The organism is Cryobacterium sp. Hz7 (genome assembly GCF_004402815.1).
Classification (GTDB): domain Bacteria; phylum Actinomycetota; class Actinomycetes; order Actinomycetales; family Microbacteriaceae; genus Cryobacterium; species Cryobacterium sandaracinum.
On sequence record NZ_SOFB01000058.1, the window covers coordinates 123,557 to 140,624 of the forward strand.

At 68.1% G+C, this 17,068-nt stretch carries 11 protein-coding genes; 5 read left to right on the plus strand and 6 right to left on the minus strand.

Features of this window, described 5'->3' with window-relative positions; genetic code table 11:
- Positions 1-167 precede the first annotated feature (167 nt).
- The 3 genes from E3N86_RS16355 to mvaD are packed head-to-tail and all read right to left on the minus strand — an operon-like array spanning position 168 to position 4,620.
- On the minus strand, positions 168-2,543 hold the full coding sequence (locus E3N86_RS16355) for a hydroxymethylglutaryl-CoA reductase, degradative (protein WP_134512302.1): 2,376 nt from the start codon (positions 2,541-2,543) through the stop codon (positions 168-170).
- The gene (locus E3N86_RS16360) at positions 2,540-3,607 is read right to left on the minus strand and encodes a mevalonate kinase (protein ID WP_134512303.1); all 1,068 of its coding nucleotides are present in this window, start codon (positions 3,605-3,607) and stop codon (positions 2,540-2,542) included. Before E3N86_RS16360 ends, E3N86_RS16355 begins: the two co-directional genes overlap by 4 nt.
- A 2-nt stretch (positions 3,608-3,609) precedes the next feature.
- On the minus strand, positions 3,610-4,620 hold the full coding sequence (mvaD, locus tag E3N86_RS16365; protein ID WP_241986192.1) for a diphosphomevalonate decarboxylase: 1,011 nt from the start codon (positions 4,618-4,620) through the stop codon (positions 3,610-3,612).
- 189 nt (positions 4,621-4,809) lie between these two features.
- Between mvaD and E3N86_RS16370 the strand changes: the two genes are divergently transcribed.
- Together E3N86_RS16370 and E3N86_RS16375 are read left to right on the plus strand one after the other, a co-directional pair.
- Positions 4,810-6,285 carry a hydroxymethylglutaryl-CoA synthase family protein gene (locus E3N86_RS16370; protein WP_104100612.1) on the plus strand — a complete coding sequence of 492 codons (1,476 nt, stop codon included), beginning with the start codon at positions 4,810-4,812 and terminating at the stop codon, positions 6,283-6,285.
- A gap of 259 nt (positions 6,286-6,544) precedes the next feature.
- Positions 6,545-7,339, plus strand: a complete 795-nt coding sequence (locus E3N86_RS16375; RefSeq protein ID WP_134375245.1) for an SGNH/GDSL hydrolase family protein — start codon at positions 6,545-6,547, stop codon at positions 7,337-7,339.
- A gap of 231 nt (positions 7,340-7,570) precedes the next feature.
- Here the strand turns inward: E3N86_RS16375 and E3N86_RS16380 are convergent, their stop codons facing one another.
- Both E3N86_RS16380 and E3N86_RS16385 read right to left on the minus strand, forming a co-directional pair.
- Positions 7,571-10,078: a glycoside hydrolase family 65 protein gene (locus E3N86_RS16380; protein WP_104100610.1), complete on the minus strand. Its 2,508-nt coding sequence runs from the start codon at positions 10,076-10,078 to the stop codon at positions 7,571-7,573.
- On the minus strand, positions 10,075-10,854 hold the full coding sequence (locus E3N86_RS16385) for an HAD-IA family hydrolase (protein WP_166785114.1): 780 nt from the start codon (positions 10,852-10,854) through the stop codon (positions 10,075-10,077). The genes E3N86_RS16380 and E3N86_RS16385 overlap by 4 nt, the downstream gene beginning before the upstream one ends.
- 273 nt (positions 10,855-11,127) lie before the next feature.
- Here E3N86_RS16385 and E3N86_RS16390 point away from each other — a divergent pair, with 273 nt between their 5' ends.
- From E3N86_RS16390 to E3N86_RS16400, 3 genes are all read left to right on the plus strand, one after another.
- The gene (locus E3N86_RS16390) at positions 11,128-12,591 is read left to right on the plus strand and encodes a hypothetical protein (protein ID WP_134512304.1); all 1,464 of its coding nucleotides are present in this window, start codon (positions 11,128-11,130) and stop codon (positions 12,589-12,591) included.
- Between the two features lie 81 nt (positions 12,592-12,672).
- Positions 12,673-13,695 carry a permease gene (locus E3N86_RS16395; protein ID WP_134375241.1) on the plus strand — a complete coding sequence of 341 codons (1,023 nt, stop codon included), beginning with the start codon at positions 12,673-12,675 and terminating at the stop codon, positions 13,693-13,695.
- Between the two features lie 39 nt (positions 13,696-13,734).
- The gene (locus tag E3N86_RS16400; RefSeq protein ID WP_241980916.1) at positions 13,735-14,448 is read left to right on the plus strand and encodes a TIGR03943 family protein; all 714 of its coding nucleotides are present in this window, start codon (positions 13,735-13,737) and stop codon (positions 14,446-14,448) included.
- Positions 14,449-14,623: 175 nt separating this feature from the next.
- On the opposite strand, the gene ppsA is transcribed toward E3N86_RS16400, so the two are convergent.
- Positions 14,624-17,062 (minus strand): phosphoenolpyruvate synthase, encoded by a 2,439-nt coding sequence (gene ppsA / locus E3N86_RS16405; RefSeq protein WP_134375237.1) that lies wholly within the window; start codon positions 17,060-17,062, stop codon positions 14,624-14,626.
- Positions 17,063-17,068: the final 6 nt, after the last annotated feature.

The window sequence follows — 17,068 nt, forward strand, 5'->3', positions numbered from 1 at the left end:
ACAGCAGAGTGAAATGTGGCTTTTGCCCGCATAATTACTGGAACGCCCGGTGTGGATAACTACGCGTGAAACCTGTGGACGACTGCCATAATCGCCTTTTATCGCTGTCGGGAATGGCAAGATGCCCAGCTCCGAATACCTCAAATACAGGTTCGAATTTCGGGTGCTCAGCGAATCTCGGTGAGGTAAGTCGTGTAGCCGGCGCTGCGCATCGCGGTGATGATCGGTTCGGTGCCGCCAGGTTCGGCGATAGCGATCATGGCGCCGCCGCCCCCGCCACCGGTCAGCTTCGCTCCGAGGGCGCCGGCGCGGCGGGCGATTGCCACGAGTGACTCGATCTCCGGGCTCGACACCTGTAGCGCGTTGAGCAGTCCCTGATTGATGTTCATCAGTTCGCCGAGCTCGGCGATGTCGCCACGGCGGAGCGCGTCTACCCCGGCCAACACCAGCCCGTCGATCTGGCTGAAGATCGCGTCGTAACGCGCGGGGTTGCGCTGCCAGGCGCCGCGCACGAGGCCCACGGTCTGCTTCGTCAGCGACTCCACCCCGGACAGCCCGATGACGATGGGGATCGGGTGGGGAGTGAAGATGTCGCGGATCGTGTGGCCGCCCGGGGCATCCGATCTCTGGAAAAGAACCGACCGGCCGAAGGTGGCGACGGTGTTGTCGATGCCCGACGGGGTGCCATGCACGATCTGTTCGCACTCGAAGGCTAGGCTCGAGACCTCGGCGTCGCTGATCGTGAGCTGGAAGCTGTCGGCGACGGCGCGGATCAATGCCACCGCGAACGCGGCGGAGGCACCCAGGCCGCTGGCGCGCGGCAGGTGAGAGAACACATCGACCCGAAGGCCGGCGTCGGACACGCCGAGCCGGGTGACGATCAGCGCCGCCACCCGGTGCGAGAGGTCTGCTCGGATCGGTTCGCGCACTGAGCCGTCGACGTCCCGGTCGGCGATGACCGGTTCGCGGAGCGACGCCTGGCGGGTGACCTGCGCGCGCACCGACAGACCGATCGGCGCGGCGATCGCGTGGTAGCCGTAGACGACGGAATGCTCGCCCATCAGGATGATTTTACCGTAGCCGAGGTGGGCATCCGAGCCGGGGGCGCCGGGGGTGAGGGCAGCAGCGCACGTGGCGGAAGCGCTGGGCGTAAGGGTGGCAGTGGGTGCGGGGTGAGCCGCGGGCAAGGCGACGACGGCGGCGGTGCCGTACCCGGCATCCGGCGCGGCCGGCTCAATAACCCGGTCGCCGTCACTGCTCTCTTCGAGGGCCTGCATGATCTGGCGCGCCTTCCACACCTTGATCTCGCCGTCGGCAATGAGCCTCTCGACGACCTCCTCGAACCGGGCTCCACTGGCGTCGGCGGCAGCCGCCACGGCCCGCGCGTGCAGGCGCATGTGGCCGTGCTGGATGCCATTGGTCGACAGGGCCTTGAGGGCGGCCAGATTTTGGGCCAGCCCCACGGCGGCCATCACCTCGGCCAGCTCGGGCGCTGAAGACACCCCGAGGATCGTGTGGGCGAGCCGTACGGCCGGGTTCGACTCCACCTGGCCGCCGACCGTGCCGACCTTCAACGGGATGGTCAGTTCGCCGACGAGATCGCCGGCGTCGTTCACGCTCCAGGTGGTGAGCGGGCCGTAGCCGTCGCCGCGGCCGGCGTAGGCGTGGGCCGCCGCCTCGATCGCCCGCCAGTCGTTGCCGGTGGCGAGGGCGACGGCGTCGATGCCGTTCATGATGCCCTTGTTGTGCGTGGTGGCCCGGTAGGGATCCATGGCCGCGAACTCGTTTGCGAGCACGATACCGTCGCGCACGCGTTCGCCGGGGAAGTCGGCGGTCTCGAGCAGCGCGTGCGGGATCACAGCACGGGCGCGCACCAGGGCCCGGTCGGTGAGGTTGGAGAGGATGCGCAGGAACACGCGGCCGCCGCTGATCTCCTCGACCAGTGGGGCGAGCCGTTCGCACATCGAGTTGACGAGATTGGCGCCCATCGCATCGCGGGTGTCGACCAGCAGGTGCACTACGAGCAGTTCGCCGTTCTGCGCCGTCGCACCGCGCAGGAAGACCTCGATGCCGCGGGCGCCGCCGCCGCGCGCCACCATTTTCGGATGCCCGCTGTCGGCCAACGCCACGAGCTCGTCGCCGCGCGCGAGCAGGTCAGCCTGGGCGCGCTCGGGGTCGATAAGGTCGACGACCTGGATCTGGCCGATCAGCAGCGGCTCGTCGGCGACGCTCGTGAACCCGCCGGCCTGGCGCACCAGCCGGGCCGCGGAGCTGACCGCGGCGACGATCGAGGGCTCTTCGACCACCATCGGCACCAGGTGGTCCCGGCCGTTGATCTGAAAGTTCAGGCCGAGTCCCATCGGCATTGAGAAGACGCCGATCACGTTCTCGATCAACCGGTCGGCGGCCTCCACGTCGAGGGCGGACGTTCCGTCTGCGAGGTGCGCGGCGGCATCCGTCGACAGGACACCACGTTGCCGGAGGAGCGCGATGCGTTCACTGACCGACAACTGGTAGAAGCGGGGGATGCGGGACCGGCTCATGACGCGGTGCCTCCCTGTAGGCCGGCGGCGAAGAAGCCGAGCGGGACGATGGAGGCCCCGGCCCGGGCGAGTGCCCTGGCGAGTCGCTCGGTGGGTTCTCCAGCGTAGCTAAAGGCCAGACCGACGTCTCCGCCGCCGGCCCCGCTGGTCTTGAAGATGCCGCCCTTGCGCCGGGCGAGGGCGTGTAGTTCACGGTGTCGCTCGCTCACGATGCCGGCCTGGGCATGCGCGTCGAGTTGGGTGAGCGCCGCGAAGTAGTCGGAGGCGAGGCTCAGAAAATCGGCCGGGATGGCCAGCGCCGCCTCGGCCTGTTCGGCGAGGTGTTTCAGCCGGTCGAGGTCGGCCCGGTGCCGGGCGGGGTTCTCGGCAGCGTAGTCGGCCACGCGGCCCACCAGGCGGGTGGTCAGCGCACCCTCGCCGGTGACGACGGCCGAGATGCAGAGCTCCTCCGGCCAGCGCAGAGGCACCACTGCGGCACCCGGGGCATAGCGGATCAACCCGCCGTGCACGCTCGCAGCCACGTCTCCGCCGCTGCCGGCGCCGTTCTGCGCGCTGCGGTGGGCGGCGTGGGCCAGGCGGAACAGCTCGTCCCGGTCGAGCGTCAGGCCCAGGGTGCGGGCCAGGGCGTCGGTCAGGCCGGCGGCGGTGGCGGCGCTGGAACCGAGGCCGAGCTTGTGGCCGCCCCGGGACAGCGCGCTGCTGTCGATGGTGATGGCGAGCGGGGCCTGACTCTGCGGCAGCACCCGCGCCTGCAGCGCAGCGGCCTGCACGGCGACGCGCACCTGGTCGAAGACGCGGAGGTGGTCGCGCTGCTGGTCGGTGAGCCCGGCCGGGAGGGCGCCATCCGTGCCCAACACCAGGTTCCGGATGCCCAAATTGGACGCGCTGACCTGCCAGGAGCCCGTGGGTGACTCGTCGACCGTCACCTCTACGCGTCGGTCGACGGAGGTGAGCAGGGCCGGCGCGCCCTCAAGCACGGCGTACTCGCCCAGCAGGAAGAGCTTGCCGGGCGCGGACGCCCGGATCGTCGGCTTCGGCGGAGGCGTCGGCAGAGTCGTCGCCATGGTCATTCCAGCCGGCAGGCGGCCGGGCCGAGCGCGCTGATGCGCGCCTCGAGCACCCCGGGCACGAGCACCATCGCCCGCTGAACCGCGGCGGCGTCGCCGGGCAGGCAGAGCACCTTGACTTGCGGCCCTGCGTCGATGGTGAAATAGGCCGGCACGCCCTGGGCGCGAAGACCCGCCACGGCGTGCATCGCGGCGACGGTCGCGGCGTTCCAATAGATCAGTGCGGGTCGGGTCGTGAGCATCAGGGCGTGCAGTTTGAGGCAGTTGTACTCGGAGAGCTGCCCGAGCCGGGCGAAATCGCGGTCACGGATGGCGGAGCGCATCTCGTTGAGGTCGTCGTCGGCCGAGTCAAGCCAGGCCTGGTAGAACGGCGAGGAGGCCTTGCTCTCGTTCATGCCGATAGTGGAATTTATCGATTTCTCGCCGTGCTCGGTGATCGCCACGACGACCGCCAACGGCCAGCCCGCCCGGTCGAGCAGCTCTTCCGCGTAGGCGTCCGATCCGTCGGCGGCGGTGCCGGCGTGCATCTCGGCGAAGCCGCCGAAGATCGAGCGGGCGGCCGAGCCCGAGCCGCGCCGGGCCAGGATCGACAGTTCCCGGTCGGCCAGGGTGAGGCCGGCGGCGCCGGACGCGGCAACCGCGAGGGCGGCGAAGCCGGATGCCGACGAGGCGAGGCCGGCCCCGGTCGGAAAGTTGTTCGTCGACGTCACGATGGCGTTCAGTCGGGCGGCGGACAGGCCCATGCTGGCGGCATGCCCACGCACCAGGTCGAGAACGTGACTGATGCGCGTGGCCTGGATGCGGCATCCGGCCAGCCACAGTTCATCGGCGACCAGACCGGGCGTGAAGGTGACGCGGGTGTCGGTGTAGAGCGCGTCGAGCGTGACCGAGATGGAGCCGACCGCGGGCGTGTTCAGGGCGGCGTCGCGCTTGCCCCAGTATTTGACGAGGGCGATGTTGCTGTGCGCGCGGGCCACGGCGGTGGCGCCACCATCGATGGGTTGGTCCACAGTGGTGCTCCGATCGGGTTCACTCGATTTTAGTCGCTTCCCGGGGGGCCGCACCGCCGTGATCGGGTCGGTTCCGCCTGACGATCTGATCCTGGTCACCACTTTCACCAACCGATCCGTTGATAATGGAGTGGTGCGTTTGAGACCCGGTGTGGGTGAACAACCACGCCAAACCTGAAGAGGGAACTGTTGACGCCTGGAATTAGTGGATTCTCCCTGTTCGTGCCGCCCTACCGGGTGCAGCTCGAAGCCTGGTGCGACTGGAACGACCAGCCGTGGGGGAAGGTCCGGAACGTCGTTGGACGCAGCTTCCGCATGCGCGGCCCAGGCCAAAGTGTCTACACGCTCGCGGCGAACGCGGTGTGGCGTTTGATCCGCGACTACGACATCGACCCCGGTCAGGTCGGCCTCCTGGCCCTCGGCACCGAATCCAGCAGCGACAACTCGGCCGGTGCGGTCATCGTCAAGGGCATGGTCAACGATGCCCTCACCGCCCATGGCATGCCGCTGCTCGCGCGCGACTGCGAGGTGCCCGAGTTCAAGCAGGCCTGCCTCGCCGGCGTCTACGGCATCAAGGCCGCCCTGCGCTACCTGGCGACGGATGGCGTGGGCCGCCAGGCCATCGTCGTCTCCGCCGACATCGCCGAATACGCTCGCGGCGGCAGCGGCGAGCCCACCCAAGGTGCAGGCGCCGTCGCTGTGCTCCTGGAAAGCGAGGCCCGACTGCTGGAAGTAAATCTGGCCGGGTCCGGCAGCGACTCCGACTACCGGGTGGCCGACTTCCGCAAGCCGTTCGCGCGCTTCCGCGGGCAGCCGCCCCGCGACGACGGGCAGATGCAGGACCTGCCCGTGTTCAACGGCCGGTACTCGACCAGCTGCTACATCGACGCGACCCACCACGCGATGACGGCCATGCTGGGAAAGCGCCCCGGCAATTCCCTCGATTACTTCAACGAGGTCGACCGGGTGTTCATGCACCGCCCGTACCACCAGATGCCGGCGACCGGCTGGGTGATGGCCTACCTGTTCACGCTCGCGGCCGACGAGGAATCGGGCCGCGACCAGCTGCGCGCGCACTGCGCGGATGCCGGGATCGACGCCGACCTCCTGCTCGCCGAGATGTGCGCACCCTCGCCGTTCCACGGAAACGGGGCCGACATCGGCGAGATCATCGGTGACGTCTTCCCGCTGTCCCGCCGCCTGCGCCAGCACCTGCGCAGCACCGAAGTCTGGAACACCCTGGTCAGCGAGAAGCTCGGCCTCGGCTCGGACGCCATGCGCGACCTGGGCAACCTCTACACGGCCGCCCTGCCGGCGTGGCTCGCATCCGGTCTGCAGCACGCACTGACGGAGGGCCTCGAGCTCGCCGGCCAGGAGTGGCTGGCGCTCGGCTACGGCAGCGGCGACGCCGCCGAGGCTCTCCCGATGCGGGTCGCCGAGGGTTGGCAGGCCGCCGCCGCACGCATCAACTTCGAGACCGCCCTGCACGGCCCGGTCGACCTGACCGAGGCGCAGTACATCGCGCTGCACGAGGGGCGCCCCGGTGACCTCGTGCCGGCCCCGGCCGAGGACCAGTTCGTCGTCGACCACCTCGGCACCGCGAACGGCCCCGACTTCTACGACCAGGGCATCGAGTATTACCGCTACGTGCCCCTTACCGCCTGACGTTCTTGCCGCCTGACGCGCGATTCAATCCCCTGAGCGCGCGAACCAATTCGACGGAGATTTTGCTCCGGAACCCGGTTTTTCGCACCGATCGGGGTGATCCCGGCAAAATCTCCGTCGAATTGGTGAGGTCGGCACCGTGAGCACGGGCGGCCCAGAAAGCCGAGCTGGCTGAGCGCCAGGCCGCTTTGCCGGAGTCGCTGAGGTCGTGCCGAAATCAACCCTGCACCTAGAGCGCAGATCCGAGTAAAGTCGGGCCATGAAACCCCGAATCCGACTCCTGTCCAGCGTCCTCGCCGCCATCCTCGCCGCCTCGGGCGTGCTTGCCGCTGGTGCTCTACCGGCATCCGCCGCACCCACGGCCCCGGCCAACAAGTACGTCGCCTTGGGCGACTCCTACGCGGCCGGGCAAGGCGGCGGTGACTACGTGGACAGCTGCCTGCAGAGCCCGAACGGCTACCCCGCCCTTCTGGACGCGGTGAAGGGCACGAACCTGCTGCGCAACGTCAGTTGCAGCCTGGCCACCACCGGGACTGTGACCACCACGCAGCTGTCGTCCCTGAACCGGGGGACCACCCTGGTGACACTTACCGTGGGCGGCAACGATCTGAATGTGGCCGGCGTGGCGGCGGCGTGCGCGTCCGCGGATCCGGTCGCGTGCGGGAACGCCATCTCCACCGCCGGCGCCCTGATCTATTCCGGCGAGCTTACAGCCCGTCTGGCCGACACCTACGCGCGCGTCGCGGCGGCCGCCCCGAATGCCCACGTGGTCGTCACCGGTTACCCGCTGCTCTTTGCCCCCTCGGCTAACCCGCTGATCGCCCAGCTCAACGGGGCAACCATGCTGCTAAACCAGACCATCCAGGGCGTCGTAGCCCAGGCCCAGGCAATCCGACCGAACTCCAGCATCGAATACGTCGACGTGTCCGCGGCTTTCGCGGGCCACGGCATCGGAGACGTCGACTCGTGGGTCTACTTCGCTGGTCCGGATGCCTTCCACCCGACCCCCGCCGGCTACCAGGCCTACGCGGCGGCCATCCAGGCGGCGCTGTAACTCGGTAGCAGTCCCGGTTCCCGGCTCCCCGGGCACTGGCCTGCCGACGCCGCGAACGAATTCGACGGAGATTTTGACGAAAATCGACCTACTTCATGTGAAATGCGGTCACTATCGCGAAATCTCCGTCGAATTGGTTATTGCCAGAGCGACGGACGAGGGGCCGGGGCCAGGGCTAGAAACGAGGGAGGGCCCCCGACGATGTGCCGTGGCCCTCCCCGCGGAAGCGAACTAGTCGTTCGGCTCCAGGAACTCGGTGGTGTGCGCGATCGTCGGGATCGAGGACGTGATGACGGTGCCGTCGGCCCGTCGCCCGCCCTCGACCAAGGTCCGAGAGGGTGCTCCCGGGTCGCGCGGGCCCTGGTGGGTCAGCGCGACCGTGATGGGCAGGCCCATCCGCACGATGACGGAAACACCGCGCACGGACAGCATAACGTCGACGCCCTCCTCGATCGTGAGGTTGACCTCGCTCTGCCGCACGTCCACGCGCAGCCGGGTTCCCCGGAGCGTGACGCGGAAGGTCAGCGCCTCCCAGGTCTCAGGCAGTCGCGGGTCGAGGGTGATCTTGCCGCCGTGGTCGCGCATGCCGCCGAAGCCGTAGACGAGCGCGCTCCAGACACCGCCGGCGGATGCCACGTGAACGCCGTCCGCCGCGTTGTGGTGCAGATCGGCGAGGTCGACGAACAGGCCCGAGGTGAAGTATTTGAGCGCCAGCTCGTGGTAGCCGACCTCGGCCGCGATGATCGACTGCACGACGTCGGACAGCGTCGAGTCACCCGTGGTGATCGGGTCGTAGTAGTCGAAGTCGGCACGTTTCTGCTCCGGCGTGAACTGGTCACCCTGCAGCAGGAGGGCGAGCACGACATCCGCCTGCTTGAGCACCTGGAAGCGGTAGATCACGAGGGGGTGGTAGTGCAGCAGCAGCGGGCGGTTGGCGGGCGGCGTCTGCGAGAGGTCCCAACGTTCCTTCTCCAGGAACTGCGCGTCCTGCGGGTGGATGCCCAGGGTCTTGTCAAAGGGGATGTGCATTGCTTCCGCGGCGAACGACCACTCGATGATCTCGGCCTCACCGAGTCCGAGGCGGGCGACCATGAAGTCGTAGGAGGCGATGTCGACCTCGCGCAGTCTGCGCACACTGGTGACCGCGTCCCGCAGGTTCGAGCGGGCCATGATGTTCGTGTAGAGGTTGTCGTTGACGACGGTCGTGTACTCGTCGGGCCCGGTAACGCCGTGAATGTGGAAGACGTCGTTGCCGTTGCCGCGCCAGAAGCCGAGGTCGGCCCACATGCGCGCCGTCTCCACCAGGATGTCGATGGCCTCGCGGGAGAGGAAGTCCTCATCGCCGGTGGCCGACACGTACTGGGTCAGCGCATAGGAGATGTCAGCGTCGATGTGATACTGCGCGGTGCCGGCGGCGTAGTACGCGGACGACTCCAGGCCGTTGATCGTGCGCCACGGGAACAGCGCGCCCAGCTGGTTCAGTTCGGTGGCGCGCATCCTGGCGTGCTCGAGCATCGCGTGCCGGAACCGCAGCGCGTTGCGCGCGGCGTTCGGTGACGTGTAGGTCAGGAAGGGGAGCACGTACACTTCCGTGTCCCAGAAATAGTGACCGCCGTAGCCGGATCCGGACACGCCCTTCGCGGACACGCCCTGGCCGTCGGCTCGCATGGACGCCTGCGCGAGCTGGAAGAAGTTCCAGCGGGTGGCCTGCTGGAGGGCAGGCTGGCCGGCGAGTTCGACATCCGTGCGCGCCCAGAAAGCGGTGAGCCAGTCGCGCTGCTCGGCGACGTACTGCTCGGTTCCGGCTGCGACGGCGCGGTCGAGCGTGCGGTCGCACCGGTCGGCGAGCTCGTGCGTGGGCACGCCGGTGGAGGTGTGGTAGCTGAGGGTCTTGGTCAGTCGGATGGACTGGCCCTGCTTGGCCTTGATGCGGTAGACGTGCTTGGCGAGGTCGTCGCCGATGTGCGAGGCCTCGTCGTACTCATTGAGCGTCTCAAGCTGGTGGTCGGCGGCGCAGGCGATGGTCATGCCCGAGTTCGTGCAGCGGAAGCCGAGGATGTAGCGGCCCTCGGATGCCCGTTTGAAGCGGGGGCGCAGCACCCGGTCGGTGAACGACTCGGCCCTACGCGGGTCGAAGTCCTTGCCGTTGGTGGGCTTCGGGGCGTCGTACTCGCCGATGCCGTCCTGGCGGTTGAGGATCTGGCTGGAGATCACGACCGACGCGTCGGCGTCCAGCATGGTGACCTCGTACTCGAGGATTGCGAGGTGGCGTTCCGTGAACGACACCAGGCGTCGCGACTGGATCAGCACGCGCTTGCCCGAGGGCGTGCGCCATTCGAGGGATCGGGAGAGGATGCCGCCGGCGAAGTCGAGGCGGCGCTCATAGCTGAGCAGATCCGCGAGGGTCAGGACGAGCGGCTCGTCGTCGACGTAAATGCGAATGATCTTGGCATCCGGCGCGTTGACGATCGTCTGCCCGACGCGTGCGAAGCCGAAGGCCTCTTCCGCGTGCCGGATCTGCCAGGTCTCGTGGAACCCGTTGATGAACGTGCCGTGGGCGTGGCCGTCCCGGCCCTCGTCCACGTTGCCGCGCAGGCCGAGGTACCCGTTGCCGATGGCGAACAGCGTCTCGGTGCGTCCCATGTCGTCACCCGAGAAGTCCTTCTCGACCAGGGCCCACTCGTCGATCGGAAATCGGTTGCGGTCGAGCGGGTCGTTCGTGTCGGTGATCCGGTTCATTCTCCGGCCTCCGTTTCGACGTTGGGGAGCAGCTCGTGCAGGTCGGTAACGACGACGTCGGCCCCGGCGTCGAGCAGGGTCTGCGTGCCCACGCCGCGGTCCACTCCGAGCACGAGGCCGAAGTTGCCGGCGCGGCCGGCCTGGATGCCCGAGTGCGCGTCTTCGACGACGACGCACTGGGCCGCATCGAGGCCGAGCAGTGCCGCGCCGAGCTCATAGGTGTCGGGGGCCGGCTTGCCGGCCAGGCCACGCTCGGCCGAGAGCAGGCCGTCGACGACGATTTCGAAGCGTCCGCGAATGCCGGCTGCCGCGAGGGTCTTCTCCCCGTTGCGCGAGCTGGTGACGACGGCCACGGCGAGGCCGGCGGCCACGACGTAGTCGAGGAACTCGATCGATCCCGGGTAGGGCGTGACGCCGCTTTCGGCGAGGGTCTCGTTGAAGGCCTCGTTCTTGCGGTTGCCGAGGCCGCAGACGGTGTTGCGCTCCGGGGCGTCCGTCGGGTCGCCGTCGGGCAGCTGGATGCCCCGGGAGGCGAGCAGCGACCGCACGCCGTCATAGCGGGGCTTGCCATCGATGTACTGGAAGTAGTCGGCCTCGCTGTAGGCGGGGCTCACTCCCTGGTCCTCGAGAAAGCGGGTGAACAGGCGCGACCAGGCGGCCATGTGAACATCGGCGGTGGGCGTGAGCACCCCGTCGAGGTCGAAGAGTACACCGCGCATGGACAGGAGCCGGGCGCGCGTTTCCGCGCGCGACAGGGGGAATCGCGTAGAAGTCATAACTGATGCCTTGCTTGGTAGGTCCTGAGACAGTGGGAGGTCTGATCGAAGCGGTCAAATGATCACGATCTCGATCGGGGGATCGACGTGATGTGCGCCAACGCGGCGAGGAATGCGATTGACGACGCTGCGGACCAGGGCTAGGACTGCATACGCCTGAATACTCCCCCCGATCCTATGCCCCCGAAGGCGTTGCGCCGATTTCTCCGGTTGCGCGGCCCTGATCCCCCGGTCTCCGGCGCGCCCGGAAAATCGGCCGATACTATTGGCAGGATGAACCAAGAACGGAGCGCGCTCTCGGCCGCACCCGCGTCCGCGAATCGATCGCGCTCCGCGCGGCTGGCGGGCCGGCGTTTCCGACAGCTCTTCTCGGTCACGGTCGCGGTTCTCGTCCTGCTGGTGGCGGGCCTCGCGATGGCCAACTTCAGCCAGGGTCCCCGCCTGGCCTCCGCCGAGATCAACCTCGACGCCGCCGTCACGCGTGGCAACGCGCGCCTGCTGCTCACCGCGAACCAGCCGCTGGCCGAGGTCCAAGCCGGCCAAGTGGCGGTATCCCCGGCTACAGAGGTCTCCGCCCGTGTCGCCGACCGCGCCCTGACGGTGGAGTTCGCCGGCATCCTGCGCTACAACACCGTCTATACGGTGACGGTGACGGATGTCGCGAGCATCACCCAGGACGCCACCGCCACCCTGGAATACGAGTTCACGACCCCGGACGTCGACATCTATGCGCTGCAGCGCGACAGCCGGGTGGATGACGCCGGCGCGAAGCGGCCCGACACCGTGCGCCGAACGACCCTGCAGGGCCGGGGCGACGGAGACATCGTGTTCAGCGCCCCGCGCATCCAGCAGTATGTCGCCCTGGAGAACCACCTCGCCGCCGTCACGCTCGCCGAAGACGACACGGCCACCCTCGAGGTGGTCTCGTTCGGGGGCGGGGACAACGTGCAGGTGCCCGTGCCGGGCGCGGGCGTGATCGAGAACCTGGCGGCCTCCCCGTCGAAAACCCTGATCGCGTACACCTTCACCAGCGCCCCGGAGACGGCGGGGCGCCGCTACGACCGCACCCCCTTCGTCTACGACCTGACCGAGTCCTCGGGCCTCCCGGCCGAGGTCACCGGGGTGGACGGCCTGCCGATGACGGTGATGGACCTGCGCTTCGTGCCGGACAGCACCTCTCTCGTCGTGCAGAACGCCGGGCAGACTCTGTTCCTGATCGACATGCTCGGCGACGCCGTGCTGACCCCGTTGGGCGAGCACGACGAGATGCGCGGATTCGTTCCCGGCACCCGCGCGCTCGTCGTCGCCGACCCCGACCAAGGCTCGACGATCGACCTCGCCGACGGTGCCGTGACCACACTCCACCTCGCGCCCAGCCTGCTCGAAGCGAGCGCCTACCCCGGCAAGCTCGTACTCCTCACCGAGCAGGGGCGCTACGCCCGCCTGTTTCTGCAGGAGACCGGCGACAGCAACCAGCTGACTTACCTGATCGCCGTCACCGACGCCGCCGACTCGAGCGTCGCGTTCACTCCCGCGTCGGACGCGTCGCGCGTGCGGGACTTCTGCGTCTCGCCGAACGGCCAGTACCTCGCGGTGGAGACGATCCCGGCGGCCGGCCTCGGCGACGACTACCCGACCCTGCCCGCGTTCTCGGGCATGACGACCACCCTGGTAGACCTCGACCGCGGCACCAGCAGCCGTAGCGTGTCCGGTTTTCTCCCTGATTGGTGCGGCTAACCGAGGGATACCCCCGCCAACCTCCTGCCGATGGCTTCCTGTCCCGAGCGCAACCGAGTCGAAACAGGACAAGATATACCCATGAGTCAGACCATCGACGCGCGGCCCTTCACCGCGCGCCGGAGGCCCGGCCGCGGCCTCTCCGTCGGCCTCGTCATCATCGGGCTGGTGATCCTGCTGCGCGTGTTTGCGCCGTCGGCCCCTGCCGACACCCTGGCGGACACCTTCCGCGACTTCGTCACCCTGTCGATCAGCGTGGTGATCGAGTCGCTGCCGTTCGTCTTCCTCGGCATCGTGCTGTCGATCGTGGTGCAGACCTGGCTGCCGGAGGGGTTCCTGCTGCGGCGCCTGCCGAAGAACCCGGTCGCCCGGCGGGTCGTACTCTCGCTGCTGGGCATGCTGCTGCCGGTTTGCGAGTGCGGCAATGTGCCTCTGGCGCGCGGCCTGATCGCCAAGGGGCTGACGGTCGGCGAATCGATGACGTTCCTCTTCGCGGCCCCGATCCTCAACCCGGTGACCATCATCACCACCCAGCAGGCCTTCGGTTGGGACAGTGGCATCCTGGTCTGGCGCATCGCCGGCGGATTCCTGATCGCCAACCTGATCGGCTACATCTACAGCCGGCACCCGAAACCCGAGTCCCTGCTCGCTCCCCGGTTTCAGGATGCCTGTGCACTCGGCGACCACCATGACGCGGCCGACGGGAAGATCAAGCGCAGCGCCGGCCTGTTCACGAAGGAGACCAGCGCGATGTTGCCGGCGCTCTTTATCGGCGCCGGACTGGCCGGGCTGATCCAGACCGCCGTCTCTCGCGAGGTGCTCGTGACGCTCGGCAGCCACCCGGTCTGGTCCGTGCTGGCGCTGATGGCCCTGGCCTTCGTGGTTTCGATCTGCTCCAACGTCGACGCCTTCTTCGTCCTCTCGTTCGGTGCGACGTTCATGCCCGGTGCCATCGTGGCCTTCCTGGTCTTCGGCCCGATGATCGACATCAAGATGCTGGCCCTGCTGCGCACGACCTTCACGGCCAAGACCCTGATGCAGCTCACCCTGATTGTGGCTCTCTGCTCCGCGGTTCTCGGATTGGCGATCAACTATGTCGTTTAGACGGCTCCTGCGGCGCTGGCGGGCGCGCTTCTCAGCATCGTGGGCATTGTGGCCACGGTCTACCTGGGGGTCAGCGGGCAGCTCGGGCTCTACATCCACCCCCGGTACTTCGTGTTCACCATGGTGATGGCCGTGATCGCCGCCGCGCTGGTCGTGGCCGCATTCGCTCTCCTGCCCGCAGCCGAAGACGAGCACGAGCACGAGCTGCCTGAGGACGACGGAGGACGCTGGGCGTGGCTCTGGCCGGCCGGCAGCATCCTGATCATCGTCGCGGCCACCGTGGGCCTCCTGGTGTTGCCGCCGGCGACCCTGACCACGGCCACGGTCGCCAAGCGCGACCTGAACGGCTCGACCTCGCTCATCACGCAGAAAGAGGCGAGCGACCTCGTCGGCGGCGACTACTCGACCTTCACCGTGCGGGACTGGTCCTCGCTGCTGCGCCAAGGCGCCGGCGAGGACTTCTTCGCCGACAAGACCGCGACCGTGACCGGGTTCGTCACGCCCGACACGAGCGACCCCGAGAACGTGTTCTTCGTGGCCCGCTTCGTCGTGTCCTGCTGCGCGGTCGACGCGCAGCCGGTCGGCATCCCCGTCTACTACCCCGGCTGGCAGGACGAATTCCCGACCGACAGCTGGGTTGCCATCGAGAGCGGTTTCAACACCAACCCGAGCATCCGCAGCGATGAGACCATCGCCCTTGTTCCGAGCGAGATCACGCCCACGGACCAGCCCGCCCAGCCGTACGTCTACTGACGCCGGCAAGCTGATCGGGCCGCTCTGACGCCCGGTGCCCGCTGCATCCGTCGCTACGCAAACTCGGAGAAATTGCCGAAACGCCGGCTGGGAGGCCCGGAGTGCGCCGAGCTGCGTGGCACGTTCCCGGGTGATTAGGGTGCCGCCCGCGGGGCTCGGCGAGCTCGACCCCCGATCAGGCGGCCGAGGCATCCTTGGGGTCGGTGGCGGCGTCATCCGTGCCGAAGTGGTTGCTGCCCGCGGTCACGCCGGCGAGCCGCAGCCAGGTGTCGACCACGGTGTCGGGGTTCAGCGACACGGAGTCGATGCCCTCGGCGACGAGCCACTCGGCAAAGTCCGGGTGGTCGCTGGGGCCTTGACCGCAAATGCCCACATACTTGCCGCGGGCCTTGCAGGCCGCGATCGCCATGCTGAGCAGTTTCTTCACGGCCGGGTCGCGCTCGTCGAAGCCGCCGGCGACGATCGCCGAGTCGCGGTCGAGGCCGAGCGCCAGCTGCGTCATGTCGTTGGAGCCGATGGAGAACCCGTCGAAGTAGTCCAGGAACTCGTCGGCGAGCAGCGCATTGGCCGGCAGCTCGCACATCATGACGATCTCAAGGCCGTTCTCCCCACGGCGCAGCCCGTTCTCGGCGAGCAGTTCAATAACGCCCGCGGCCTCGTCCAGGGTGCGCACGAAGGGGATCATCAGTTTGACGTTGGTCAGCCCCATCTCGTTTCGCACGAATGAGAGCGCCTCGCATTCGAGGTCGAAGCAGTCCCGGAACGAGGGCTCGAGGTAGCGGGACGCCCCGCGGAACCCGAGCATCGGGTTCTCTTCGTGCGGCTCGTAGGCCGGTCCGCCGATGAGGTTGGCGTACTCGTTGGACTTGAAATCGCTCATCCGCACGATCACGGTCTCCGGCGCGAAGGCGGCCGCGATCGTGGACACGCCCTCGGCCAGGCGCTTGATGTAGTAGTCGCGCGGATTGCCGTAGGCGGCGATGCGGGTGTTGATCTCGCGGGCCACGTCGGCGGGCTGGTCGGCCAGGTTGAGCAAGGCCTTGGGGTGGATGCCGATCTGACGGTTGATGATGAATTCGAGCCGGGCGAGACCCACGCCGTGGTTGGGCAGCTGGGCGAACGTGAACGCCTGCTCCGGGGTGCCGACATTCATCATGACCTTCACCGGGGCCGGCGGCAGGGTGGTGAGCGCGGTCTCCTCGATGCCGAAGTCGAGCAGCCCTTCGTAGATCAGGCCCGCCTCACCCTCGGCGCAGGACACCGTGACTTCGAGGCCGTCGGAGAGGATGTCGGTGGCGGTCCCGGTGCCGACGACCGCGGGAATGCCGAGTTCGCGGGCGATGATCGCGGCATGGCAGGTGCGGCCGCCGCGGTTGGTCACGATGGCGCTGGCGCGCTTCATGATCGGTTCCCAGTCGGGGTCGGTCATGTCCGCGACGAGCACGTCGCCGGTGGCAAAGCTCGCCATCTGGTCGATGGACGAGAGGATGCGCACGCTTCCGGCGCCGATCCGCTGGCCGATGGCGCGGCCCTCGACCAGGATCTTACCGGTCTCGTTCATCTTGAACCGGCTCTGGGACACCGCGGTCGCTCGCGACTGAACCGTCTCCGGGCGGGCCTGCAGGATGTAGATGCCGCCGTCGATGCCGTCTTTGCCCCACTCGATGTCCATCGGGCGCCCGTAGTGCGCCTCGATCGAGAGGGCGTAGCGGGCCAGCTCCTCCACGTCGGCATCGGTGATGCTGAACAGGTTGCGCAGGTCGACGTCCACGGGAACAAAGTCGATCGTGCGGCCGATTTCACGGTTCTTCGTGAAGGTCATCTGCAGCGCCTTCTCGCCGAGGGTGCGCTTGAGGATGGCGGGACGGCCGGCCTCGAGTGCCGGCTTGTAGACGTAGAACTCGTCGGGGTTGACGGCGCCCTGCACGACGGCCTCGCCCAGACCGTAGGAGGAGGTGATGAAGACCGCGTCGCGGAAGCCGGATTCGGTGTCCATCGTGAACATGACCCCGGAGGAGCCGATGTCCGAGCGCACCATGCGCTGGATCCCGGCGGACAGCGCCACCTCGGCGTGCTCGAAATCGTGGTGCACCCGGTAGGCGATCGCCCGGTCGTTGTAAAGGGAGGCGAAGACATCTTTGATGGCCGGCAGGATGTTCTCGATTCCGCGCACATTCAGGAACGTCTCCTGCTGACCGGCGAAGGACGCATCCGGAAGGTCCTCGGCGGTGGCGCTGGAACGCACCGCCCAGGAAATGTCGTCGGAGCCGCCGTGCTTCAGGACCAGGGCCGCGTAGGCGGCCCGGATCTGGGACTCGAACTCGGGCAGGAAGGGCGTGTCACGCATCAGGCCGCGGATTTCCTTGCCGGCCGCTGCCAGCGCGGTGACGTCGTCGATGTCGAGGCCCCGCAGGCGCTCGATGATCCGCTGGTCCAAACCGGAATCGGACAGAAACCGGCGGTAGGAGTCCGCGGTGGTGGCGAATCCGTCGGGCACCTTGACGCCGGCCGACGTCAGATTCTGCACCATTTCGCCCAGGGAAGCGTTCTTGCCGCCCACCCGGTCCAGGTCCGTGAGTCCGATTTCGGAAAACCAGAGGATGTCTGTCGTCATGTGTTC